This is a genomic window from Microbacterium hydrothermale (genome assembly GCF_004854025.1).
Lineage (GTDB): Bacteria > Actinomycetota > Actinomycetes > Actinomycetales > Microbacteriaceae > Microbacterium > Microbacterium hydrothermale.
In genome coordinates this window covers 1-23541 of record NZ_STGM01000003.1, presented here as the reverse complement: position 1 = coordinate 23541, position 23541 = coordinate 1, and the positions used below count along the sequence as shown (strand labels likewise).

21 protein-coding genes are annotated in these 23541 nt (G+C 71.4%); 12 read left to right on the top strand and 9 right to left on the bottom strand.

The window, feature by feature from the left end; genetic code table 11:
- The first annotated feature begins 6 nt into the window (after positions 1-6).
- A complete protein-coding gene (locus FB047_RS06975; RefSeq protein ID WP_136586495.1) occupies positions 7-1560 on the top strand; it encodes an FAD-dependent oxidoreductase in 1554 nt (517 codons plus the stop codon).
- Between the two features lie 43 nt (positions 1561-1603).
- Positions 1604-2614, top strand: a complete 1011-nt coding sequence (locus FB047_RS06970; protein ID WP_136586494.1) for a S41 family peptidase — start codon at positions 1604-1606, stop codon at positions 2612-2614.
- A 4-nt stretch (positions 2615-2618) separates the two neighbouring features.
- On the opposite strand, the gene FB047_RS06965 is transcribed toward FB047_RS06970, so the two are convergent.
- From FB047_RS06965 to FB047_RS06940, 6 genes are all read right to left on the bottom strand, one after another.
- Positions 2619-4058: a sensor histidine kinase gene (locus FB047_RS06965; RefSeq protein ID WP_136586860.1), complete on the bottom strand. Its 1440-nt coding sequence runs from the start codon at positions 4056-4058 to the stop codon at positions 2619-2621.
- Between the two features lie 110 nt (positions 4059-4168).
- Complete coding sequence (locus FB047_RS06960) at positions 4169-4903, bottom strand: response regulator transcription factor (protein WP_136586493.1); 735 nt, start codon at positions 4901-4903, stop codon at positions 4169-4171.
- Between the two features lie 5 nt (positions 4904-4908).
- Positions 4909-5334, bottom strand: coding sequence for a VanZ family protein (locus FB047_RS06955; RefSeq protein ID WP_276606272.1), 426 nt, complete (start codon positions 5332-5334; stop codon positions 4909-4911).
- Between the two features lie 50 nt (positions 5335-5384).
- Positions 5385-6980 carry an NADP-dependent phosphogluconate dehydrogenase gene (gene gndA, locus FB047_RS06950; RefSeq protein WP_136586491.1) on the bottom strand — a complete coding sequence of 532 codons (1596 nt, stop codon included), beginning with the start codon at positions 6978-6980 and terminating at the stop codon, positions 5385-5387.
- A gap of 86 nt (positions 6981-7066) precedes the next feature.
- Entirely contained in the window at positions 7067-7585 is a 519-nt protein-coding gene (locus FB047_RS06945; RefSeq protein ID WP_136586490.1) for a gluconokinase, read from the bottom strand.
- 27 nt (positions 7586-7612) lie between these two features.
- Positions 7613-8308 (bottom strand): FadR/GntR family transcriptional regulator, encoded by a 696-nt coding sequence (locus tag FB047_RS06940; protein WP_136586489.1) that lies wholly within the window; start codon positions 8306-8308, stop codon positions 7613-7615.
- Positions 8309-8452: 144 nt separating this feature from the next.
- On the opposite strand from FB047_RS06940, the gene FB047_RS06935 reads away from it, so the two are divergent.
- Genes FB047_RS06935 through FB047_RS06925 form a run of 3 tightly spaced genes read left to right on the top strand, consistent with a single transcriptional unit; the run spans position 8453 to position 11638 of the window.
- The gene (locus FB047_RS06935; RefSeq protein WP_136586488.1) at positions 8453-9841 is read left to right on the top strand and encodes a GntP family permease; all 1389 of its coding nucleotides are present in this window, start codon (positions 8453-8455) and stop codon (positions 9839-9841) included.
- Positions 9838-10617: an SDR family oxidoreductase gene (locus FB047_RS06930; protein WP_136586487.1), complete on the top strand. Its 780-nt coding sequence runs from the start codon at positions 9838-9840 to the stop codon at positions 10615-10617. The genes FB047_RS06935 and FB047_RS06930 overlap by 4 nt, the downstream gene beginning before the upstream one ends.
- 19 nt (positions 10618-10636) lie before the next feature.
- Positions 10637-11638, top strand: a complete 1002-nt coding sequence (locus FB047_RS06925; protein ID WP_136586486.1) for a zinc-binding dehydrogenase — start codon at positions 10637-10639, stop codon at positions 11636-11638.
- 53 nt (positions 11639-11691) lie between these two features.
- On the opposite strand, the gene FB047_RS06920 is transcribed toward FB047_RS06925, so the two are convergent.
- Complete coding sequence (locus tag FB047_RS06920; protein WP_136586485.1) at positions 11692-12603, bottom strand: NAD(P)-dependent oxidoreductase; 912 nt, start codon at positions 12601-12603, stop codon at positions 11692-11694.
- Positions 12604-12702: 99 nt separating this feature from the next.
- On the opposite strand from FB047_RS06920, the gene FB047_RS06915 reads away from it, so the two are divergent.
- From FB047_RS06915 to FB047_RS06900, 4 genes are all read left to right on the top strand, one after another.
- Entirely contained in the window at positions 12703-13758 is a 1056-nt protein-coding gene (locus tag FB047_RS06915; protein WP_136586484.1) for a D-2-hydroxyacid dehydrogenase, read from the top strand.
- A 37-nt stretch (positions 13759-13795) separates the two neighbouring features.
- Positions 13796-14590 carry an IclR family transcriptional regulator gene (locus tag FB047_RS06910; RefSeq protein ID WP_136586483.1) on the top strand — a complete coding sequence of 265 codons (795 nt, stop codon included), beginning with the start codon at positions 13796-13798 and terminating at the stop codon, positions 14588-14590.
- A 343-nt stretch (positions 14591-14933) separates the two neighbouring features.
- Complete coding sequence (locus FB047_RS06905) at positions 14934-16349, top strand: MFS transporter (RefSeq protein ID WP_136586482.1); 1416 nt, start codon at positions 14934-14936, stop codon at positions 16347-16349.
- A gap of 37 nt (positions 16350-16386) precedes the next feature.
- Positions 16387-17121: a fumarylacetoacetate hydrolase family protein gene (locus FB047_RS06900; protein ID WP_136586481.1), complete on the top strand. Its 735-nt coding sequence runs from the start codon at positions 16387-16389 to the stop codon at positions 17119-17121.
- A 70-nt stretch (positions 17122-17191) separates the two neighbouring features.
- Here FB047_RS06900 and FB047_RS17365 read toward each other — a convergent pair whose 3' ends face one another.
- Positions 17192-17317 (bottom strand): hypothetical protein, encoded by a 126-nt coding sequence (locus FB047_RS17365; protein WP_264631692.1) that lies wholly within the window; start codon positions 17315-17317, stop codon positions 17192-17194.
- Between the two features lie 296 nt (positions 17318-17613).
- Between FB047_RS17365 and FB047_RS06895 the strand changes: the two genes are divergently transcribed.
- Positions 17614-18261: a 50S ribosomal protein L25/general stress protein Ctc gene (locus tag FB047_RS06895; protein ID WP_136586480.1), complete on the top strand. Its 648-nt coding sequence runs from the start codon at positions 17614-17616 to the stop codon at positions 18259-18261.
- Between the two features lie 108 nt (positions 18262-18369).
- Positions 18370-18954 carry an aminoacyl-tRNA hydrolase gene (gene pth, locus FB047_RS06890; RefSeq protein ID WP_136586479.1) on the top strand — a complete coding sequence of 195 codons (585 nt, stop codon included), beginning with the start codon at positions 18370-18372 and terminating at the stop codon, positions 18952-18954.
- A gap of 55 nt (positions 18955-19009) precedes the next feature.
- Here the strand turns inward: pth and FB047_RS06885 are convergent, their stop codons facing one another.
- Positions 19010-19498, bottom strand: a complete 489-nt coding sequence (locus tag FB047_RS06885) for a hypothetical protein (RefSeq protein ID WP_136586478.1) — start codon at positions 19496-19498, stop codon at positions 19010-19012.
- 98 nt (positions 19499-19596) lie between these two features.
- Here FB047_RS06885 and mfd point away from each other — a divergent pair, with 98 nt between their 5' ends.
- Positions 19597-23184 carry a transcription-repair coupling factor gene (gene mfd, locus FB047_RS06880; RefSeq protein ID WP_136586477.1) on the top strand — a complete coding sequence of 1196 codons (3588 nt, stop codon included), beginning with the start codon at positions 19597-19599 and terminating at the stop codon, positions 23182-23184.
- Positions 23185-23541 lie beyond the last annotated feature (357 nt).

The following is a 23541-nucleotide window of genomic DNA, read 5'->3' as shown; positions in this document are numbered from 1 at the left end:
CCTGTCATGAGCACCACGCTCACCGCCGGTTCGACCCGCGTGCTCGGCGTGATCGGCCGCGTCTCGATGTACCGCTTGATCCTGTCGTCGCTGGGGCTGCTCGCCGTCATCGCCCTCGTGCTCTCGTTCGCGGGGCTGGTCGTGCCCGACCCGCTCGAACTGGTCGTGAGCGCCGTCGTGCTGGTCGCCGTGTGCGCGGTGACCGATCTCGTCGCGCAGGGCCTGCTCCGCTCCCCGCGTCGCCTCGAGTCCTCGCTCATCACGGCCGCGATCCTGCTGTTCGTCCTGCGCCCCACCGTCGAGCCGCTCGGGCTGGCCGGTCTCGCCCTGGCCGGGGTGGTGGCATCCGGATCGAAGTACCTGCTCGCGTGGCGCGGGCGCCACCTCTTGAATCCCGCCGCGACCGGCGCGAGCGTGCTGACGATCGTGAGCATCTGGGCTCCCGACCTGGGGTCTTCGGCGTGGTGGGTGGGTTCCCCGTGGCTGGCCGCCCCGGTGATCGTGCTGGGCGTCCTGCTGCTCCTGCGTACCGACAAACTCCCGATCGTCGCGACGTTCTGGATCGTGGCGATGGCGGTCGCGTTCACACGCACGACGATCCAGTTCACGTCGGCCGGCTTCCCGGTCGACGTGCCGGCGGTGCTGCTGCAGGTGGCGTTCTCGTCGCCCTTCCTCTTCCTCGGTGCGTTCATGCTGTCGGAGCCGCTGACCCTGCCGCCGCGGCGCGCCCAGCAGATCGTCGTGGCCGTGGTCGTCGGCATCCTGGCCGGCTGGCCCCTGCCGGTCGGCGACATCACGCTCGGCCAGGAGCGCGCCCTGCTGGTGGGCAACCTCGTGGCGTTCCTGTTCTGCCTGCGTCAGGCGGTGCGTCTGCGCGTCGAGCGTCGACGCGATCTGACCCCCACGGTGCGCGAACTCACGTTCCACGCGGCGCGTCCCTTCTCGTTCGCGCCCGGCCAGTACCTCGAGCTCGACGTGCCGCATCGCCGCCCCGACCGCCGCGGCACGCGGCGCGAATTCTCGATCGCCTCGGCCCCCGAAGACCTGCCCGAGGTGCGCATCGCCTATAAGGACGGGTCGCAGTCGTCCTACAAGCGCGCCCTCGCCGCCGTCGAAGAGGGCTCGACTCTCGCGGTCACGGGGGTGTGGGGGGACTTCGTGCTGCCCGCGCGTCCGACCACGCCGGTGCTCCTGGTGGCCGCCGGTATCGGCGTGACCCCGTTCGTCGCGCAGCTGCGCCACCTCGTCGCCTCCGGCCAGGAGCGCGACGCGGTGCTGGTGTACGTCGTCTCGGAGGCGGCGGAACTCGCCTTCCGCGACGACATCGCCGCCAGTGGCATCCCGGTCGTCGTCTTCTCGCGCGACGAGCCGCGAGACCTCCCGTCGGGCTGGACGTGGGCGGGGCCGGAGCGGGTGGATGCCGAGGCGCTCGTCCGCGTCGTCCCCGACCTTGCCGAGCGCGCGGCCTACGTCTCGGGTCCGCCGCGGCTGATCTCGGCGCTGTCGCCGGCGCTCGCGAAGGCGAAGTCGCTGACGACCGACGCCTTCGCGGGGTACTGACCCGCGGGTGGCGGTGCGGGACGGGGTCGACGAGAGTGGGGGGATGGATCCCCGCGCCGCTGACCCTGCCCGAACCGCGACGCGCGCCCGCCGTCGACTCGTCGTCGCGGCGATCCCCGCACTCGCGGCGGTGGTGCTCGGCGGATGCGTCTCGTCACCCGACGACGACGTCGCCGCCTACGTCGACCGCGCGATCATCGAGATGCGCGACGGCCTCCACGGCGACACCCCCGAGTTCGAGGATGCCGTCGCGGTGGCCTCGGCCGAGCTGACGGCCCGCGAGACGATCGACGACACGCATGCCGGCCTCGCAGATCTCGCGGTGGCGGCGGGCGGCATCCATTCGTTCTTCCTCACCCCTGCGGAGGTCGTTGCGTGGCAATCGGTGGATCAGCCGGGGGCGACGTTCCCGGTGCCGTCGGTGTCGACCTTCGACGGGATCTCGACCGTCACCCTTCCGTCGTTCCGAGGCCAGTCCGTCGAGGCCGTGGAACGCTATCGGTCCGCGGGGCTGTCGGCGATGAGGCGGGCGAGCGAGGCCACCACCTGCGGGTGGATCGTCGACCTGCGCACGAACGGCGGGGGCAACGCCTGGCCCATGCTCGCCGTCGCGGCCCCGCTCCTCGACGACGGCGACGTCGTGGGTCTGCGTTCGCGAGAGGGTGAGACGGCGTGGGCGCGGATCGAGGGCGGCGGTGTCGTGGCCACGCCCGGAGGGCCGGGCACCGAGACGCCGGGCGGCTTCACGATCGACGCTCCCGTCGCCCTGCTGACGTCGACGGCCACCGCGAGCGCCGCCGAGATCGTCGCGATCGCCTTCGCCGGCCAGGCCGACACCGTGCGGGTGGGGGCTCCGACCGCCGGGCTGACCACGGGGAACGAGATCCGCGAGCTCAGCGACGGGGCCTGGCTGGTGCTGACCACCTCGTACGATGTCGACCGCACGGGCCGCGTGTACGACGGCCCCCTCGAGCCCGACGTCGTCGCCCCGCCGGGCAGCGTCCCGAGCGACCTCGAACGCGCGCGCGACGCGCTGCGCGCGCGCTGCGCCTGACGCGTCACACCGGGTCGGCGGGCTTCGCCGGCAGGCGCACCTCGAAGGTCGTGTCGCCGGGGGAGCTGCGCACGGTGATCGTTCCGTTGTGCGCGTCGACGATCGCGCGGGCGATCGAGAGCCCCAGGCCCGTGCCGCCGGTCTTGCGGTCGCGCGAGCGGTCGGCGCGCGCGAAGCGCTCGAACAGCTGCGAGGCCACGGAGGGGTCGATGCCGGGACCGTCGTCGTGCACGCGCAGCACCGCTTCCGAGCCCTCGTGCGCGACCGAGACGGTCACGGTGCTGCCGGCGGGGGTGTGGGTGCGGGCGTTGGCGAGCAGGTTCGCGATCACCTGGTGCAGTCGTGAGGCGTCGCCGGCGAGTTCGACGGGCTCGTCGGGGACGTCGATGCCCCACGAGTGGTCGGGGCCGGCCGGGCGAGCGTCTCCCACGGCTTCGACGGCGAGCTGCGTGAGGTCGACCGAGCCGTAGACGAGCTCCTGCCCCTCGTCGAGCCGGGCGAGCAGCAGCAGGTCTTCGACGAGCGTGGTCATGCGCAGCGACTGCGCCTGGATCCGCTCGAGCGACTGCTCCGTCGTCTCGACCGCGAGGGCGGTGCGCTGGCGGCTCTCGTCGTCCTGGGCCTGCCGCATGGCGCGCAGCGACAGCTCGCTGAACCCGCGGATGGATGCCAGGGGCGTGCGCAGCTCGTGACTGGCATCCGCCACGAATCGGCGCATGAGCTCCTCGTTGCGCTGGCGGGCGGTGAGCGAGGCGTCGACGCGGTCGAGGAGGGTGTTCAGGGCGAGGCCGACCTGTCCGATCTCGGTGTGGTCGTCGACCTGCTCGGCGGGGACGCGCTCGGTGATCGAGACGTCGCCCTGGTCCATGCGCAGCGAGGCGACGCGCGTGGCGGTCTCGGCGACCGCGCGGAGGGGCCGCAGACCGAGACGGATGACGATGGCGATGACGACGGCGAGCAGCAGCAGGCCGCCGGCCGTGACGAGAGCCACGGTGGTCAGGATCGACCCGATGTAGCCGGTCACCGTCGACAGGGGCAGTCCCACGAGGAACACCCCGTCGCCGCCGGGCGTGCGGTAGGAGCGCACCAGGTACTCGCCGAGGTTTGGGAGATCGACCGTCTGAGTGGCCGGGTCCGCCGACTGCAGGGAGTCGGCGATCCCGCTCAGGTCGTCGGCCGTGAGCGCGCGCGTCTGCCCGTCGGCGACGACCGCGCCCGTGATCGTCGAGCGCGAGTTCATCACCAGCAGGGTGCCCGGCTCGCGGGGGCCCGACTCGAGCACGTCTTCGGCGGTGTTCTGGAAGGCGATCCGCGACTGCACCGCCGACGCGGCATCCGTCACCGAGGCGTCGAGGTTGTAGTACAGGATCTGGCTGAGGATCGCGCTGGTGGAGATGCCGATCATCACGAGGATGAACGCCACCATTCCGATGACCGCCGTCATCAGGCGCGCCTGCAGCGTCCAGGGCCGGCGCCGCAGACGCTGCAATCGGGTCTCGGCGGCGGGGGCGGGCGCGGCAGGGGGGACCGGCGGGGCCGGCCGCGGGGGCAGGGTCACTGGGGGGCTTTGATCATGTAGCCGACGCCGCGGACGGTGTGGATGAGCGGTTCGTTGCCGGCGTCGATCTTCTTGCGCAGGTACGAGATGTACAGCTCGACGACGCTGGAGCGGCCGCCGAAGTCGTAGTTCCAGACGCGGTCGAGGATCTGCGCCTTCGACACGACGCGGCGCTGGTTGCGCATGAGGAAGCGCAGCAGCTCGAACTCCGTCGCGGTCAGCTCGATCTCTTTGCCGCCGCGCACGACCTCGTGGCTGTCCTCGTTGAGCGACAGGTCGCCCACGCGCAGGATCGGCTCGGAGTCGCGGGTGAGGGCGGTGCCCGCCCGACGCATCAGGCCGCGCAGGCGCGCCACGACCTCTTCGAGGCTGAAGGGCTTGGTGACGTAGTCGTCGCCGCCCGCGGTGAGGCCGGCGACGCGGTCGGCCACGGCGTCCTTGGCCGTGAGGAAGAGCACGGGCACGTCGTTGCCCGAGTGACGCAGGCGCTGCAGCACGGCCATTCCGTCGAGGTCGGGCATCATGATGTCGAGCACCATGGCATCCGGTTCGAAGTCGCGGGCGGCTGAGAGCGCGTCGAACCCGGAGCCGGCGGTCTTCACCTCCCAGCCCTCCATGCGCAGGGCCATCGACAGCAGGTCGGTGAGCATCTGCTCGTCATCGACGACGAGCACGCGCAGCGCGCTCCCGTCGGGGCGGGTGAAGGCGGGGGCGGCGGCGGTCGCGGTCATGGAACTCATTGTGCGCTCGTATCTATGAGCTTTCTATGGCGCGGCTTATGGGATTCCTGAGAACGCGCGATCCGGCGGCTGAGCACCGTCGCCACGGCGACGCCGAGGGCCGCTCCCAGCGTGTTCGCGACCACGTCGCGCACGTCGGCGACCCGGGTCGGCAGGAACATCAGCTGTATCGTCTCGATCGACGCGCTCGCGACCATCCCCGCCAGGATCCCCTGCCACCAGGGGCGGCGCCATGCGACGGCCAGCATCCCCAGCGGGGCGAACATCAGCACGTTCGCCGCGAACTCCACCCCGTCGAAGGTGACCCACGCCGTGACGGGCCACGACCCCAGCGCGCGCAGGACGCTGTTCAGGATGCCGCCCACCCGGTCGTCGTAGATCGAGGGGCGCAGCGTCATCCACCACACCGCGAACGCGTACACGCACGAGGCGGCGACGAGCAGTGCCCGCCGCCGCCTCGCCCGACCGATGGTCAGTGGGTGTCTTCCGCCTCGATCTCGGTGCGATCGCCCGACCAGAGGGTGTGGAAGGTGCCCTCCTTGTCGATGCGGCGGTAGGTGTGCGCGCCGAAGAAGTCGCGCTGGCCCTGGATGAGCGCGGCCGGCAGACGCTCGGCGCGCAGGCCGTCGTAGTACGCCAGCGACGAGCTGAAGGCGGGGGCGGGGATGCCGCTCGCCGCCGACAGCGAGACGATGTGGCGCCAGGCGTCCTGGGCGCGGCCGAGGGCCTCGACGAAGTACGGGGCGGTCAGCAGCACGGGCAGTTCGGCCTCGGCGTCGTACGCCTCGGCGATGCGGTTGAGGAACTGCGCGCGGATGATGCAGCCGCCGCGCCAGATCTTCGACACCGCGCCGAGGTCGATGTTCCAGTCGTACTGCGCGGCGCCCGCGCGGATCTCGTCGAAGCCCTGCGAGTAGGCGACGATCTTCGAGGCGTACAGCGCCAGGCGCACCTGCTCGATGAACGCGTCGGCATCCTCGCCCGAGAGCACGTCGGTGCCCGAGGGGCCGGGGAGCTCGCGCGAGACCTCGCGCTGCTCGGGGTGGCTCGACAGCGACCGGGCGAAGGTCGCCTCGGCGATGCCCGAGACCGGCACGCCCAGATCGAGGGCGGTCTGCACGGTCCACGCTCCGGTGCCCTTGGCGCCGGCCTGGTCGAGGATGACGTCGACGAGGGGCTTGCCGGTGTCGGCGTCGGTCTGACGCAGCACCTCGGCGGTGATCTCGATGAGGTACGACTCCAGCTCGCCGCGGTTCCACTCGGCGAACACGTCGGCGATCTCGGCGGGGGTCTTGCCCGTGGCACGGCGGATGAGGTCGTAGGCCTCGGCGATGAGCTGCATGTCGGCGTACTCGATGCCGTTGTGCACCATCTTCACGAAGTGGCCCGCGCCGTCGTGGCCGACGTGCGTGACGCACGGCTCGCCCTCGGCGACCGCGGCGATCGACTTCAGGATCGGGCCGAGCGTGGCCCAGGCCTCGTCGGAGCCGCCGGGCATGATCGAGGGGCCGCGCAGGGCTCCCTCTTCGCCGCCCGAGACGCCCATGCCGACGAAGTTGATGCCCGTGTCGCGCACGGCCTTCTCGCGGCGGATGGTGTCGGTGAACAGCGCGTTGCCGCCGTCGACGATGATGTCGCCGGGTTCGAAGACCTTGACGAGCTCGTCGATGACGAAGTCGGTGGGGCGACCGGCCTTGACCATGATGATCGCGGTGCGCGGCTTCGACAGCGAGGCGGCGAAGTCCTCGTACGAGAACGACGCGACGAAGTTCGCCTCGGGGTGCTGCTCGAGCACGTGATCGGTCTTGTCCTTGCTGCGGTTGAAGATCGCGACCGTGTTGCCCTCGCGGCTGGCGAGGTTGCGGGCGAGGTTCGAGCCCATGACGGCCAGGCCGACGACGCCGATGTTGGCGCGGCCGTCGCCCTCGCCGGCGGGACGCGAGCCCGCGTCGGCGGTGGGGCGGTCCACCTCTTCGATGCCGGGGGCGCCCTCGTGCACCTGTGCGGCCTGGTGCGGGGCCTGGTCCTGATCGTTCGAGGGGCCGGTCGGGGGAGTGGTCGACGTCATGCGTTGCTCCGTATTCAGGTGCGAAGGGGGTGGGCGGGCTCACGCGGGCCGCCTCCGTCACTTTATCGGCTCGGCCCGCGTGTGGTTCAGGACGGGGTGTGCGTGAGCTGGAGGCGGTCGACGACCTCCTGCACCTGCTCACCCGGGGTCAGGTCGAGGTCGACGCGGATCGCCTGCTCGTCGGCATCCGGCATCTCCAGCGTCTCGAACTGCGACGTCAGCAGCGACGGCGGCATGTAGTGCCCCTGTCGGCGCAGCAGGCGCTCGAGCACGAGCTTCGGGTCGCCCATCAGCAGGACGAAGGTCACGTCGTCGCGCCGCAGCACGTCGCGGTAGCTCCGCTTGAGCGCGGAGCACGTGACGATCCCGGGCCGCCCGGCGGCGATCTGCTCGTCGATCCATCCCGCGACCCGGTCGAGCCAGGGCCAGCGGTCGTCGTCGTTCAGCGCGTGACCGGAGGCCATCTTCGCGACGTTCTCGGCGGGGTGCAGGTCGTCGCCCTCTTGGAAGTCCCACCCGAGGCGACCGGCGAGCATGCCGGCGACGGTGGACTTGCCGGTGCCGGCGGGGCCCATGAACACGAGGACGGGGACAGGGACGGTCATGGCTTCTCTCTTCGTCGGGGGAAGGGGTCAGATGGTCAGGCGGACTTCGCTGAGGACGGCCGCGACGTATCGTCGCGTGTGCTCCTCGGCGGCGTCGGCGTCGGCCCGGGCGATCGCGGCGGCCGTCGCCACGTGGTTGTCGAGCGCGTCGGGGTTCGGGATGCCGGGCGTCAGTCCGTGCATCGCGCGTCCCTCGATCGCGGCGGCGATGGGGGCTCGTGCCGCCGCGAGCATGAGGTTGCCGCTGGAGAGCAGGATCAGGTCGTGGAAGGCGATGTCGGCCGCAAGGTACTCGGGGGAGTTCCCGAGGCCGGCGGCTCCGAGCCTGTCGAGCTCCTCGGCGAGGCGGAGGATCTCGCCGCGCTGCAGGTCGGTCGCGCGGCGGGCGCTGAGGCGCGCGGCCACGGGCTCGATCGCGGCCCGAAGCTCGGTCGTGTTGACGATCAGCTGGTCGCGGCGACGCCCAGCCAGCTGCCAGCCGATCAGCCGGGTGTCCAGGGCGCTCCAGTGGGCGGCCGGGCGCACGGTGATCCCGACGCGGCGGCGCTGCTCGAGCATGCCCATGGCCTCGAGCACGCGCACGGCCTCGCGTACGACGGTCCGCGAGACGGCGTACTCCTCTTCGAGGGCGGCGAGGGTCAGCACGTGACCGGCGGGGAGGTCGCCGTCGACGACCCGCATGCCGATGGCATCCACCAGCGATCCGTGTGAGGCGCGGGCCATGACCCCTCCTTAGGTCGGTTGATACGACCTTATCTTGTCAAAAATATGATCATTGTGTGAAGATGCCGTGACCGCCCCGGCGGACGCACGGCGTTCACAGCATGCCCGACCCCGCGTCCGACCGGCTGAATCAACGGAGATCTCTTGGACGACTGGACCCAGACACTCGGCACGGCGCCCCTGCTCGCCATCGCCGCGGGCGCGATCGCGCTCATCCTCGTGCTCATCATCTGGCTGAAGGTGCACGCCTTCCTCGCGCTCATCATCGTGTCGCTCGTGACGGCGTTCGTCGCCGGCATCCCGGTGTCGACGATCGTGACGACCCTGACCGGAGGATTCGGAGGAACCCTCGGCACGGTCGCGCTGCTCGTCGCGCTCGGGGCGATGCTCGGCCGCCTCATCGAGCACTCCGGCGGCGCGCAATCGCTCGCCGAGACGTTCGTGCGGGTGTTCGGCGAGAAGCGGGCGCCCTTCGCGCTCGGCATCGTGTCGCTCATCCTCGGCTTCCCGATGTTCTTCGACGCCGGCCTGGTGATGATGCTCCCCATCATCTTCGCGATCGCCCGCCGCGTCTCGGGCAACAACGTGCTGCTGTTCGGCCTCCCGGCCGCCGCCGCCTTCTCGGTCATGCACGTCTTCCTGCCGCCGCACCCCGGTCCCGTCACCGCGAGCGGTCTGTACGGCGCCAACCTCGGCCTCGTCCTCATCGTCGGCCTGCTCATCGCCTTCCCGATCTGGTACCTCTCGGGTTACCTCTGGGGCAAGTTCATCGCGAAGCGCATCGTGCTGCCGGTCCCCGCGCTCTTCGGCGACGTCGACGCCGACCAGCCCGCCAACCCGCCCAAGCCGCTCACGGTCATCGCCGTGCTGCTGCTGCCGATGCTGCTCATCTTCCTCAACACGGGTCTCACGACCCTCGGCGCCGCCGGCGTCGTCCCCACCGACAACACGCTCGTGCAGGTGCTCATCCTGCTCGGCAACTCGCCCGTCGCCCTGCTCATCACCGTGCTCGTGGCCACCGTCGTGTTCGGCTTCCGCCGCGGTGAGAACGGCACGGCGCTCGAGAAGGTCGTCGACTCGGCCCTCGGCCCGGTCTGCTCGGTCATCCTCATCACCGGCGCCGGCGGCATGTTCGGTGCCGTGCTGCGCGCGTCGGGGATCGGCGATGCACTCGCCGACAGCCTGAGCGACCTCGGACTGCCGGTCATCGTCGCCGCGTACATCATCGCCGTGATCCTCCGCCTGGCCCAGGGCTCGGCGACCGTCGCCCTCGTCACCGCCGCGGGCCTCGCCGCTCCGGCCGTCATGGCGGGCGACTTCTCGCCGCTGCAGGTCGTGGCCATCACGCTGGCCACGGCGGCCGGATCCGTCTTCGCGGGTCACGTCAACGACTCGGGCTTCTGGCTCGTGGGTCGCCTGATGGGCATGGACGTCAAGACCACGCTGAAAACGTGGACCGTGCAGCAGGCGATCGAGTCGGTGCTCGGCTTCCTCGCCGCGCTGCTCGTCTTCGGCATCGGAGCCCTCCTGTGAGCGGCGCGAACGCCGACCTGTTCGACGTCTCCGACCGCCTCGCCCTGGTCACGGGGTCGTCCCGCGGCCTCGGTCGGGCGCTCGCCCTGACGCTCGCGCGCGGGGGAGCACGGGTCGTCGTGCACGGACGCGACGCGGCGGCCGTCGAAGACACCCGCGCCGAGGCCGAGGAGCTGTCGGGCCGTCCCGCGCACGCGGTCACGTTCGATGTGACGGATGCCGCGGCGGTCGAGTCCGCGGTCGGCGAGCTGCTCGCGCAGGTGGGCGTCCCCGACATCCTCGTCAACAACGCCGGGGTGCAGCGCCGGGCGCCGATCCACGAGTTCGTCGTCTCCGACTGGGACGACATCGTCGCGGCCAACCTCTCCGGGGTGTTCTACGTCTCGCGCTTCGTCACGCCCGCGATGGTCGCGCGCGGCTCGGGCAAGATCGTCAACGTCGCCTCGGTGCAGTCGCGCCTCGCGCGCCAGACGATCGCGCCCTACTCGGCGACGAAGGGCGGCGTCGCGCAGCTGACCGCGGGCATGGCCGCCGACCTCGCGCGCTTCGGCATCCAGGTCAACGCCCTCAGCCCGGGGTACTTCGCGACCGAGATGAACCGCGACCTGGTCGACGACCCCGACTTCACGCGCTGGTTGACCCAGCGCACGCCGGCCGCGCGCTGGGGCGACTTCGACGAGCTGCGGGGAGCCCTGCTGTTCCTCGCCTCCGACGCGTCGAGCTTCGTCTCGGGACAGAACATCTTCGTCGACGGCGGGATGACGGCGGTCGTCTGACCGCGGAGAGGATGCACCGATGAAATCGCTGCTGATCGAGAAGGCGCTCACCGCCGAGGTGCGCGAGGTGGCCGTGCCCGAGCCCGGCGAGGGGCAGGTGCGCCTGCGCGTGGAGTACGTCGGCATCTGCGGATCCGACCTGCACTACTACTACGAGGGCGCCAACGGGGCGTTCGTCGTGCGCGAGCCGCTGGTCCCCGGTCACGAGCTCTCCGGTCGGGTCGATCTCGACCCCTCCGGGGCCCTGGCGCCGGGGACGCCGGTCACCGCGCACCCCGCGCGCTTCGGGACGCCGCGCCCGGGCATCGAGGACGCGCCGCACCTGTGGCCGGGCGGGTCGTACCTGGGCAGCGCCTCGACCTGGCCGCACACGCAGGGCGCGGCATCCGAGTACCTCGTCGTCGAGGCCGACATGGTGCGCGTGCTGCCGCAGGAGCTGCCCGTGCGCCGCGCGGTGCTGGCCGAGCCGCTCGCCGTCGCCCTGCACGCGCTCGGCAAGGCCGGAGACGTGGAGGGGCTCGAGGTGCTCGTCACCGGGTCGGGACCGATCGGCCTGATGGCCGTGGCCGCCGCGGTCGCGGCCGGAGCCCGCGTCACGGCGACCGACGTCCTCGCCGGTCCGCTCGAGCGCGCCATGGCCCTCGGGGCGGCGGCCACTGTCGATGTCTCGACCGAGGCGGTCGAGGCGAACGCCTACGCCGTCGTGCTGGAGTGCTCGGGAGTGCCCGTCTCGATCTCGACGGCGCTGAAGGCGGTGCGTCCCGGCGGCACCGTCGTGCAGGTTGGAATGCTCCCCGACGATCCGCGCCCGGTGAACCTCGCCCCCTTCATCTCGAAAGAGGTGCGGTATCTGGGGGCGTTCCGCTTCCGCGACGAGATCGACCGCGCGGTGGAGCTGCTCGCGACCACCCCGGGCATCGAGAGCGCCCTGACGCACGAGTTCGCGGTGACGGATGCCGCCGAGGCCTTCGCCACGGCCCGTGACTCGCAGCGCTCCGGCAAGGTCGTCTTCGCGCTCTGAACGACGACGAACGCCCCGGTGGCCGCGGCCCCCGGGGCGTTCTCGTTCGCCCGTCAGTCGGCGCTGCGCTCGGCCGTGAAACGCCGGGTCACGGCGATGTCGCGCTCGCCGAGGCCGCGCTCGACGATCTCGTGGAAGGTCGCGCGCAGGGCGGGCAGCAGCGCGGGTCGCGTGTCGGTGGCCGCGGCCACGTCGGCGGCGAAGCCCAGGTCCTTCACCATGTACTGCGCGATGCCGCTGGGGGAGTCGTCGCCGTGCACGAGCTTGTCGCGGCGACTGGCCAGCAGGTTCGAGCCCGCGTAGCCGCCGCCGAGCAGGTCCCAGAGAGCCGCCGGGTCGACGCCCGAGCGGGCGGCGAGCTCGGTCGCTTCGCCGAGCGCGACGATGGTCGCCGCGACGACCATCTGATTGCACGCCTTCGCGACCTCGCCGGCGCCGAGCGGTCCGAGGCGCACCGGGGTGCCGCACGGCTCGAGGAGCGACGCGGCGAGGTCGGTGTCGGCCGTGTCGCCGCCGAGCATGATCGACAGGGTCCCCGCCGTCGCGCCGTCCTGCCCGCCCGACACGGGGCAGTCGACGACGCGGATGCCGTCCGGCAGGCGCTCGGCGAGCTCGCGCACGCCCACGGGCGACGAGGTGGATCCGATCATGAGGAGGAGCTCGCGCCCCTCGACGCCCGCGAGGAGTCCGTCCGGACCCTCGAGGTGCTCGTCGAGCTGGGGGAGGTCGGGCAGCATCACGAGGATCGCGTCGCACGCGGCGGCGAGGTCGCGGGCGGTGGGAGCCCAGTGCGCCCCGGCGTCGGTGAGCGCGCGCCGTTCGCGTCGGGCGTGCACGGTGAGCGACCCCCGTGCGTCGAGGAGGTGCCAAGCCATCGGCTCGCCCATCGCCCCCAGTCCCCAGACGCCGACGCGGACGTCGGAGGAAGCGGGGAGCGGGCCGGACTCGTCATCGAGGGTGGTCATGGCGGCATCCTATCGACTGGACAACAGGTTGAACAGAGTTCAGTATGGTGTACCACGACGAGGTGTCCGCGGACCGGGCCCCGACGGAGGGAGACGACGATGTCGACGAGCGAAAGCCTACGCGCGGTGGTGGCGGTGCCGCTGAGCGAGGAGCACTGCCGGCTGATCGAGCGCCTCGAACCGCGCCTCGAGCTCGTGCGCGACGCGTCCCTCGTGCGCCCGATGCGCGGCCCCGCCGACTGGTCGGGCGACCCGGCGCACGAACGCACCCCCGCGCAGCAGCAGGCCTTCGACGACCTGGTCGACTCCGCCGACGCTCTCTTCGGCATCCCCGACGTCGATCCCGCCGCCCTCGCGCGCACGGTCGCCGCCAATCCCCGCCTCAGGTGGGTCATGACCACCGCGGCCGGCGGGGGAGGGCAGGTGAAGGCCGCGGGCCTCGCCCCCGAGTCCCTCGACCGCATCGTCTTCACCACGAGCGCCGGCGTGCACGGCGGCCCGCTGGCCGAGTTCGCCGTGTTCGGCGTGCTCGCGGGCGCCAAAGACCTCCCGCGTCTCGCACAGCAGCAGGCCGACCGGCAGTGGACCGATCGCTGGGAGATGCGCCAGGTCGACGAGATGACCGTGCTGGTCGTGGGTCTCGGCGGCATCGGAGCGGAGTGCGCGCGCCGGTTCCACGCCCTCGGCGCGCAGGTCTGGGGGACCACCCGATCCGGCGCCCCCGTCGAGGGGGTCGATCGCCTGATCCCCCTCGACGATCTCGTCGCCGCCGTGTCGGAGGTGGATGCCGTCGTGGTCACCCTCCCGGGAACGGATCAGACCCACCACCTCATCGGCGCCGAGGTCCTCTCGGCGGTGAAGCCCGGCGTGATCCTCGCGAGCGTCGGTCGCGGCACGGTGATCGACGAAGAGGTGCTGCTCGACGCCCTCGACGACGGTCGCGTCGCGTTCGCCGCCCTCGACGTCTTCGAGACCGAACCCCTTCCGACCGACTCGCCGCTCTGGCGGCATCCGCGCGTGCTGGTCAGCCCGCACACCGCGGCGCTGAACCGCAAGGAGGAGGAGCGCATCGCCCGTCGCTTCGCCGAGAACGCCACGCGCCTTCTCGATGGCGAGCCGTTGCGCGCCGTTGTCGATACGGTCGAGTTCTACTGAGGCGCCGCGTGAGCGACGTCCGAGAACGGGAGTCCCGATGAGCGACGACGACGCGACCGCCTTCGCGCGCGATCCCGCCCCCGCGGTGGGTCGCAGCATCCGGCTGCTCGGCCTCCTCGCCGAGGCCGGACGCACGCTCACGCTGACCGAGCTCGCCTCCGGGCTGGGCCTGGCGAAGTCGTCGACCGCGAATCTCTGCCTCTCCCTCGAGGCGGGTCGCATGATCGAGCGTGTCCCGCTGGGGTATCGACTCGGCATCCGCACGGCCGAACTGGGCGGCGCCTTCGCCGCGCAGTTCAACCAGGTGCGCGAGTTCTACGCCGTCTGCGAGAGCTCTCCCGTGCTGCAGAACGAGCTCGTGCAGGTCGCCGTGCTCGACGACGCCGACGCGCTCTACCTCGCGCGGTACGAGGGGTCGCGCTCGGTGCGCCTGGGAACCCCGCTTGGGTCGCGACTGCCCGCGGCGCTGTCGGCGACCGGCCGTGCGCTGCTGATGACGCGTGCCGATGACGACGTCCGCTCCCTCCTGTCGCGCGAGGGTTCCGTGCCGAAGCTCACCGAGCACAGCACGGTCGACGTCGACGCGGTGCTCGCCAAGCTGGCCGCCGCGCGCGAGCGCGGGTGGGCGGTCGACGAGGAGGAGTCCTTCCGCGGCATCGTCGGCGTCGCCGTCCCGCTCGAGGGATGGGCGCCGGGAGATCCTCAGCTGGCCCTCGGCGTCGGCATCCCCGCCGCGGATGCCACTGCCGAGCGCGTCGCGCGCGTCGGTGCGGCGCTGCGCGAGGCCGCCGCGGCCCTGACGAACCCGTTCAGCGCGTCGCGCACGGCCTGACCCGCGCCCCGCCGCTGCCGCCGGCTGTGGCCCCGCCGCATCCGTGGGCTGCGCCCCGGCGCTGTCGCCCCGCCGCTCTCGCGACCTGTCGCGCCGCGGCCCTGCAGCCCCGCCGCGCGCGCGGGCTGCCGCCCTGCAGCTCCTCCGGTTCGGGGAGAATTCTGCCCCTCGCGGCGGACATCTCCCGTCCCAAGCGACGAATGACGCCCCAGACCCCCTCCGACGGCCGCCCCGCACCCCGCGGCCGCACCGACCGGCATCCTCATATCTGTTCAACATATTGAACTGTGTCCACTCCGTTGGTACAGTCGGCCTGTCGCAAGACCCCAGCCGATCGAAGGAGATGGCCGTGACCACTGCATCCACACCGACGCCGCAGCCGCAGGATGACCCCGAATACGCCGCGAACCTGCGCCGCGCGACACTCGCGTCGAGCATCGGCAGCGCGCTGGAGTACTTCGACTTCGCGCTCTACGGCCTGTCCACGGCGCTGATCTTCAACGTCCTGTTCTTCTCGCAGGACAACCCGGCCCTTGCCACGGTGGCCGCCTTCGCGACCTACGGCGTCGGCTTCCTCGCCCGGCCCTTCGGTGGACTGTTCTTCGGCGTCCTCGGCGACAAGCTCGGGCGCAAGTGGGTCCTCGTCATCACGATCCTGCTCATGGGCGGGGCGTCCACCGCGATCGGACTGCTGCCGACCTACGAGGCCGTCGGCATCCTCGCGCCGATCCTGCTCGTCCTCATGCGCCTGCTCCAGGGCTTCGGCGCGGGAGCCGAGCAGGCGGGAGCGACGGTGCTCATGGCCGAATACGCCCCGGTGAAGCGCCGCGGCTTCTTCTCGGCGCTGCCGTTCATCGGCATCCAGGCGGGAACCCTGCTCGCCGCCGTCGTGTTCAGCCTCATCTCGCTCCTGCCCGAGGATCAGCTGCTCAGCTGGGGCTGGCGCGTGCCGTTCCTGTCGTCGTTCGCGCTCATCCTCCTCGCGCTGTTCATCCGCATGCGTCTGCGCGAGACCCCGACCTTCATCGAGCTCGAGAAGAACGAGCAGATCGCCGAGCGCCCGATCCGCGACATCTTCACGCGCGGTCTCCCGGGCGTGATCGTCGGCATCGGCCTGCGCATGGCCGAGAACGGCGGCTCGTACATGTTCAACACGCTCGCGCTGACGTTCTTCGTGGCCTCGGTCGGCGGTCAGGCCGACCGCAGCCTGTTGACGTGGGGTGTCACCCTCGGCTCGCTGATCGGCATCTTCTCCGTGCCGCTGACCGGGGCGCTCTCCGACCGGATGGGGCGGCGCACGGTCTACCGCGCGGGAGCGGTCTTCATGCTTGTGTTCACGTTCCCGGCCTGGTGGCTGATGTCGCTCGGCAGCTACCCGATCACCATCGCCGTCATCGCGATCGGCATCGGCGTGGCCGTCAACTCGATGCTCGGACCCCAGTGCGCGATGCTCCCCGAACTCTTCGGCAACCGCCACCGCTACCTCGGCGTCGCGATGGCGCGCGAGATCTCCGCGGTCCTGGCCGGCGGCCTCGCCGGTGTGCTGGGCGCGTACATCATCGCGGTGAGCGGGGCGAACTGGCTGCTGCTGGCGATCTACATGGCGACGCTCGCGCTCATCACGACGGCGTCGACCTTCCTCGTCCCCGAGACCCTGCGCCGCGACCTCACGCGCACCGACGACGCGATCAAGGTGTCGCGCGAAGAAGCCGGCGAGGGCGTGGATGCCACGACCGTGACCGTGCGGACTATCCGATGAGCCGCGGAGCCCGTCGTCGTCGCGGGGCGTGGTCCTGATGCGCATCGCGCGCGTCGCCACCCTCGACGGCCCGCGGACCGTTCGGGTCGCCGACGAGGGACTCATCCCGATCACCGATCCCTACGCCGCCTTCGCGGCGGGTGTGCCGGTGCAGGATGCCGGCGATCCGGTGCGGGGGAGCCTGCTCGCTCCCTGCGTGCCCACCGTCGTGGTCGGGATCGCGCAGAACGGACCGGACCACGCGTCGCCCGTGCAGGCGTGGCTGAAGAGTCCGCGCACGATCGTCGGGCCGGATGCCGAGGTGCGGCTCCGCCGCGACGCGGGGGCGACGGTGGCCGAGGCGGAGGTGGCGGTCGTGATCGGCCGCCCGACCGCGGACCTGACGGCGCGCAACGCCCACGAGTTCGTGCTCGGGATCACCGCGGTCGACGATCTGTCGAGCCCCGAGCGCGCGGCATCCGATCCCCGCAACTTCGAGTCGAAGTCGGGGGCGGGCTACACCCCGCTGGGTCCCGTGATCGACACCGCTCTCTCGATCGACGACGACCTGCCCCTGGGGCTCGTGGTCGACGGGGTCGATCGAGCGGTCACGTCGGCGGGGCGACTGCCGATGTCGCTGCGGCAGTGTCTCGCGTATGTGGCGAACTGGAGCGAACTCGGGCCCGGAGACGTCGTCATGATGGGCGCCCCGTTCTCGCAGGCGCCGATCCGGGCCGGGCAGAGCGTCGAGGTGAGGGTCGGCGATCTGCGACTGCGCACGAGCACGGTCTGATCGCGACGGCGTCTCGCTCGACGGATGCCGAGTGCGCGGGCCGGCGGGAAGTGGTCGGTGCCGCGGCGGGTCAGTGCTTCTTGTAGGAGGCGTTGCGTCCGAGCGAGAAGAGGGCTCCGACGGCGGCGATGGCGCCGAAGGTGGCGAGGCCGCCGATGACCCAGAGCACGACGTGAGAGAAGAAGCCGCTGTCCATGATGATCCTCCGGGTCGGTGTGGCTCCTCGATCCTACCGTCGCCGCCGTGTGCTCCCGTCCGCCCGCGACGGCGACGGGTCGAGACGCGCCGCGGTCGCTGCTAGACTTCCGGGGTACTTCGGCGAGGGATGCCATCGCCGTGCGCCCGCAGGGTGCACCCGGCATCCGTGATCGACGCGGTGATGCAGGCTCCCGGCTTTCCTCACGCGCTCGCGTTCGAGTCGAATCCAGACCACACAGGTGCGGACACCGTCCGCTCACAAGCTGCGGGACACGAGCCCGCGAGGAGAACATCATGTCGGAAGACAACAAGGTCGTCGCGGAGCTCCGCGAGAACTTCGGCAAGGGCTTCGCCCGTCGCCTCCGCGCCGCGGGCAAGATCCCGGCCGTCATCTACGGTCACGGCACCGAACCCCAGCACGTCGCGCTGCCCGGCCACCAGGTCGCGCTGCTCATCCGCCGTGCCAACGCGCTGCTCGACCTCGACATCGCGGGCAAGGCTCAGCTCGTCCTGGTCAAGGACGTCCAGAAGGACCCCGTGCGCCAGATCATCGAGCACATCGACCTCATCGTCGTGAAGAAGGGCGAGAAGGTCCAGGTCGACGTTCCCGTCGTCCTCGTCGGCGAGCCCTTCCCCGGCACCGTCGCGATGCTCGACGCCACCTCGGTGTCGCTCGAGGTCGAGGCCACCCACATCCCCCAGAACGTCGAGGTCGACGTCGAGGGCGCCGAGGACGGCACGCAGATCACCGCCGCCGACCTGACCCTCCCCAAGGGCGCGACCCTGGTCACCGAGCCCGAGACCCTCGTCGTGGGCGTCTCGATCCCGCTCGACACGATCGCCGCCGACGAAGAGATCGCCGAGGCCGACGCCGAGGTCGCCGAGGAGCAGTCCGAAGAGGCCGAGACGGCCGAGTCGGACGCCGAGGGCGACGACAAGTAATTCCCGCACGGGCCGCGACAGCGGTTCGTCGACGACGAGGGGGCGCGTTCTCGCGCCCCCTCGTTGCTGTTCACGGGGTCCGCGCGCGGATCCGGAAGGATGGATGCCATGGCGGACACCTGGCTCATCATCGGTCTCGGCAATCCCGGCCCTCGGTACGAGGCGACGCGCCACAACATCGGGCAGATGGTGATCGACGAACTCGCCGCCCGACGGCGCGAGGGATTCCGCGCCCACAAGGCGAACGCGCGCGTCGCCGAGACCTGGGTGCGCCCGGGGGCGGCGAAGCTGGTGCTGGCGAAGCCGAACAGCTTCATGAACGTCTCGGGTGGTCCGGTCGCCGGTCTCGCCCGCTTCTACGGCATCGATCCCGACCGCGTCGTGGTGGTGCACGACGAGCTCGACATCCCCTTCGACACCGTGAAGCTCAAGACCGGTGGGGGCCACGGCGGGCACAACGGCGTGCGCGATGTCGCGAAGGCCCTCGGCACGGCCGAGTTCCCCCGCGTGCGCGTGGGCATCGGTCGCCCGGTCGGGCGGCAAGACCCCGCCGACTGGGTCCTCGACCCCTTCAGTTCCACCGAGCGCACGACGCTGCCGATCCTGGTCTCCGACGCGGCGGATGCCGTGGAGCTCCTCGTCGACGAGGGACTGCTCGCCGCCCAGCAGCGTTTCCACGCCCCGCGCGCCTGATCTTCGGCGTTCTGCGCACCGCCCTCGCGAGTGCGCGCCCGGGGCGGTCGCGGTCTCAGACGGAGACTCCGCCCGCACCCGGGAGGGTGGCCACCCCGCCGACGAGGGCGAGGGCCACGAAGAGCCCGAAGACGACGGGGCCCAGAACCCCGATGACGATGGCCGCGATGCCCGCACCGCGGCCGGCCCCGCGGACCGTCGCGATGATCCCCAGCACCACGGCCGTCACACCCACCACGGTCGCGACCCAGAAGGTGATCTCTCCCGCGAGCACCAGATCGCGGACCGGCGACAGCACGCGCAGGTCGATCGTGTCGGGCGTCGCGGCGAGCAGACCGGGGCCGGCGCCCCGCGCGATCCGGAAGGCCACGAAGCCGGCGATGGCGGATGCCAGCACCCCGGCGCACAGCGCCAGGACGAGCGCCCACGTGCCGAGCGGCCGGCGCCGACGGGGCGCCGGCGGGGGAGCGAGCAGGGTTCCGACCGGCGGGGCGACGTGGGGTGCCGCGAAGACGGGACCGTCCGGAGCGCTGGGGGTGGACATGCCGACACTCTACGCACGGGGCCGTCGGGGGAGCGGGGGAGGGAGACGACGCTGTCCAGCCCCGCCCGGTGTCGGTGGCCCCGCGTAGACTTTCCCGAGTGACAGTTCCCGGGATCGTCCGCGCCCTCGAGCAGGCTGAGTCGTACCGTGAGGCCGCTTCCGCGGCATCCGCCGACCTGTCTCTCTCCCTCGTCGACGGCCTCGACGCGCCCGTCATCGCGGGTCTCCTCGAGCGCCGTCGCTCCACGGCGAGCCCGGGCGCCGTGCTCGTGATCGCCCCCACGGGGCGTCGCGCCGAATCCCTCGGTCCGGCGCTCGAGGCCGTGCTCCCCGGCGCCCAGGTGCTGCACTTCCCGGCGTGGGAGACGCTGCCGCACGAGCGGTTGAGCCCCAGCCCCGAGACGGTGGGCCGCCGGCTCGACGTGCTCCGCCGCATCGCGGCCTGGACGGGCGACGCCCCCCTGGTCGTCACCGCCTCGGTGCGCAGCGCCCTGCAGCCCCTCGCTCCCGGCCTCGGCGACGTCGAACCGGTCGAGCTGTCGGTCGGCGGCCGCGGTCACGAACTCGAGAGCGTGACGACCCGCCTCGTCGAGCTGGCCTACCACCGCGTCGACATGGTGTCCCGCCGCGGCGAGTTCGCCGTGCGCGGTGGCATCCTCGACGTGTTCCCGCCCGTGGCCGACCACCCCTATCGCGTCGAGTTCTTCGGCGACGAGGTCGATCAGATCCGCGCCTTCTCGGTGGCCGACCAGCGTTCGCTGCCCGGCGAGGTCACCGGCGTCACCCTGGTGCCCAGCCGCGAACTCCTGCTGACCCCGCAGGTGCGCGCCCGCGCCGCCGCGCTGCGCGACGGCTACCCGGGGTTGCGCCAGCTGCTCGAGAAGATGGCCGAGGGCATCCCCGCCGAGGGCATGGAATCGCTCATCCCCGTGCTCGTCGACGATCTCGTCACGCTGGTCGACTACCTCCCCGGCGGCAGCGCCGTCGCCCTCGTCGACCCCGAGCGCTCGCTCGCGCGGGCGACGACGCTCGGCGACACGAACCGCGAATTCCTCGAAGCGGCGTGGTCGGCCGCGACGGCCGGCGCCGACACCCCGGTCGACCTCGACTCCGGCGACTTCGTCACCCTCGACGACCTCCACGGGCGCGCGAGCGGGCGCGGGGGCGTGTGGTGGCAGCTGAGCGCCTTCGACTCGGGAGCAGCGGATGCCGAGGACGAGGGCCTCGTGAGCGGCGACGACTCCGCGCACCGCATCAAGGCCGACGCGGTGCCCTCGTTCCAGGGCAACGTCGACGGCGCCACCGCGCACGTCGGGCAGCTGCTCGCCGACGGCTGGTCGGTCGTGGTCACGGCATCGGGTCCGGGCATGGTCGACCGCGCGCGCGACGTGCTCGCGGAGCGGGGGATCGCGGCGCGGCGGGTCGACGAGGTGCGTCTCCCGCCCGAGCCCGGGGTCGCGCACGTGGTGTGCGCCCCGCTCGAGCGCGGTTTCGAGCTCACCGAGGCGCGTTTCGCCGTCATCAGCGAGACCGAGTTCTACGGTCGCTCGGTCGGGGGCGACAACCGGGGTGCGAAGAAGCTCGCCTCCCGCCGCCGCAACGTCGTCGACCCGCTGCAGCTGAAGCCCGGCGACGTCGTCGTGCACGCGACGCACGGCATCGGCAAGTTCCTCGAGCTCACGCAGCGCGAGGTCTCCAGCGGTGGGCGCAACGCCGTGAAGACGACCAAGGAGTACCTCGTCCTCGAGTACGCGCCCGCCAAGCGCGGATACCCGGGCGACAAGCTCTTCGTCCCCACAGACCAGCTCGACCTGCTGTCGAAGTACGTCGGCGGCGAGGCGCCGACCCTGTCGAAGATGGGGGGCAGCGACTGGGCCGCGGCGAAGGGGCGTGCGCGCAAGGCGGTGCGCGACATCGCGGTCGAGCTCGTGAAGCTGTACTCGGCGCGCATGGCATCCAAGGGCTACGCCTTCGGCCCCGACACCCCGTGGCAGCGCGAGCTCGAAGAGGCGTTCCCGTTCGCCGAGACGCAGGATCAGCTGCAGACGATCGACGAGATCAAGGCCGACATGGAGAAGCCGATCCCGATGGACCGCCTGCTCTCGGGCGACGTCGGCTTCGGCAAGACCGAGGTGGCCGTCCGCGCGGCGTTCAAAGCCATCCAGGACGGAAAGCAGGTCGCGATGCTCGTGCCCACGACGCTCCTCGTCAAACAGCACCTCGAGACCTTCGCCGAACGCTTCGCCGGGTTCCCGGTGACCGTCCGGCCGCTCTCGCGCTTCCAGACCGACAAAGAGGCGAAGGCGACCCTCGCGGGTCTCACCGACGGCACCGTCGACATGGTCATCGGGACGCACCGCATCCTGACCGAGAAGGTGATTTTCAAAGACCTGGGTCTGATGATCATCGACGAGGAGCAGCGTTTCGGTGTCGAGCACAAGGACGCGCTGAAGAAGCTCAAGACGAACGTCGACATCCTCGCGATGAGTGCGACGCCCATTCCCCGCACGCTCGAGATGGCGGTGACGGGCATCCGCGAGATGTCGACGCTCGCGACCCCGCCCGAGGATCGGCATCCGATCCTGTCGTACGTGGGCCCGCGCAACGACAAGCAGATCGCGGCGGCGATCCGACGCGAACTGCTGCGCGAGGGGCAGGTGTTCTACGTGCACAACCGGGTCTCGTCGATCCAGCGGGTCGCGGCGCACCTCGCCGAGCTCGTCCCCGAGGCGCGCATCGTCGTGGCGCACGGACAGATGGGCGAGCACGCCCTCGAGCAGGTCGTCGACGACTTCTGGGAGCGCCGCGCCGACGTGCTGGTGTCGACGACGATCATCGAGACGGGCCTCGACATCTCGAACGCGAACACGATCATCATCGACCGCGCCGATAAGTACGGACTCTCGCAGCTGCACCAGCTGCGCGGACGCGTGGGACGCGGCCGCGATCGGGCGTACGCGTACTTCCTGTACGACGAGATGAAGCCTCTGTCCGAGACCGCGGCCGACCGCCTCGAGACAATCGCCGTCAACAACGACCTCGGCTCGGGAATGCAGGTGGCCCTGAAAGACCTCGAGCTGCGCGGGGCGGGAAACCTCCTCGGCGCCGAACAGGCCGGTCACATCGCCGGGGTCGGTTTCGACCTCTACCTGCGGATGATCGGCGAGGCCGTGTCGACGTTCCGCGGCGAGGACGTCGATGGCCCCACCGAACTGCGTCTCGAGCTCCCCGTCGATGCCCGTCTGCCGGAGTTCTACATCGACAGCGAGCGACTGCGACTCGAGGCGTACCAGAAGCTCTCGGCCGCGGCATCGGCCACCGCGAAAGACGACGCGATCGATCTCGTCGTCGAGGAGCTCCGCGACCGGTACGGCGAGCCGCCGGCCGAGGTCGAGGGTCTCGTCGCCGTCGCGCGCCTGCGGCGTCGGGCGGCGCAGGCGGGTCTCGCCGATGTCGTCGCGATGGGATCGAACCTGCGTATCGCCCCGGCGAACCTCGCGGAGTCGATGCGTGTCCGCCTCCAGCGCCTGTACCCGAAGGCGAAGCTCTTAGCGGGAGGCGACGCGATGGTCGTGCCCCTGCCTCAGGATGCCGCCGACGCGAACCTCATCGCCTGGGTGCGGCAGCTGCTCGATGCACTGTGGCCTCTTCCCGCGGAGAAGAGCGCCGAGACGGCGAACGCCTGAGCGCCTCCGCGCTCAGCGCCGCGTCCGGGGCCCGGTCGACGTCGAGTCGGCCGGGCCTCCGCGTTTCCGGCGTGTTTCCGCGGGATGACGGGTGCGACACGCCCGGGTGGTGGGGTGGATTCGACGGGTGGTCGGATCCCGCGTAAGTTATTACTTGTTCGCCCCACAGGGGAGAGCGGAGCGGCCGAAAGGCCCCGCAGCCCCTCACGTGACGAACCGCCCCCGACACTGGATGTTGAGAGTTTCGATTCTCTGGTCTACAGTTGGGGTTCTGCCGCTCGGCGCATGTCCTTGATTCTGCTTCTGTGAAGTGGTTTTCGTGGTGCGTGGGTGGCGTAGGTAGTGAACTGCCTCACA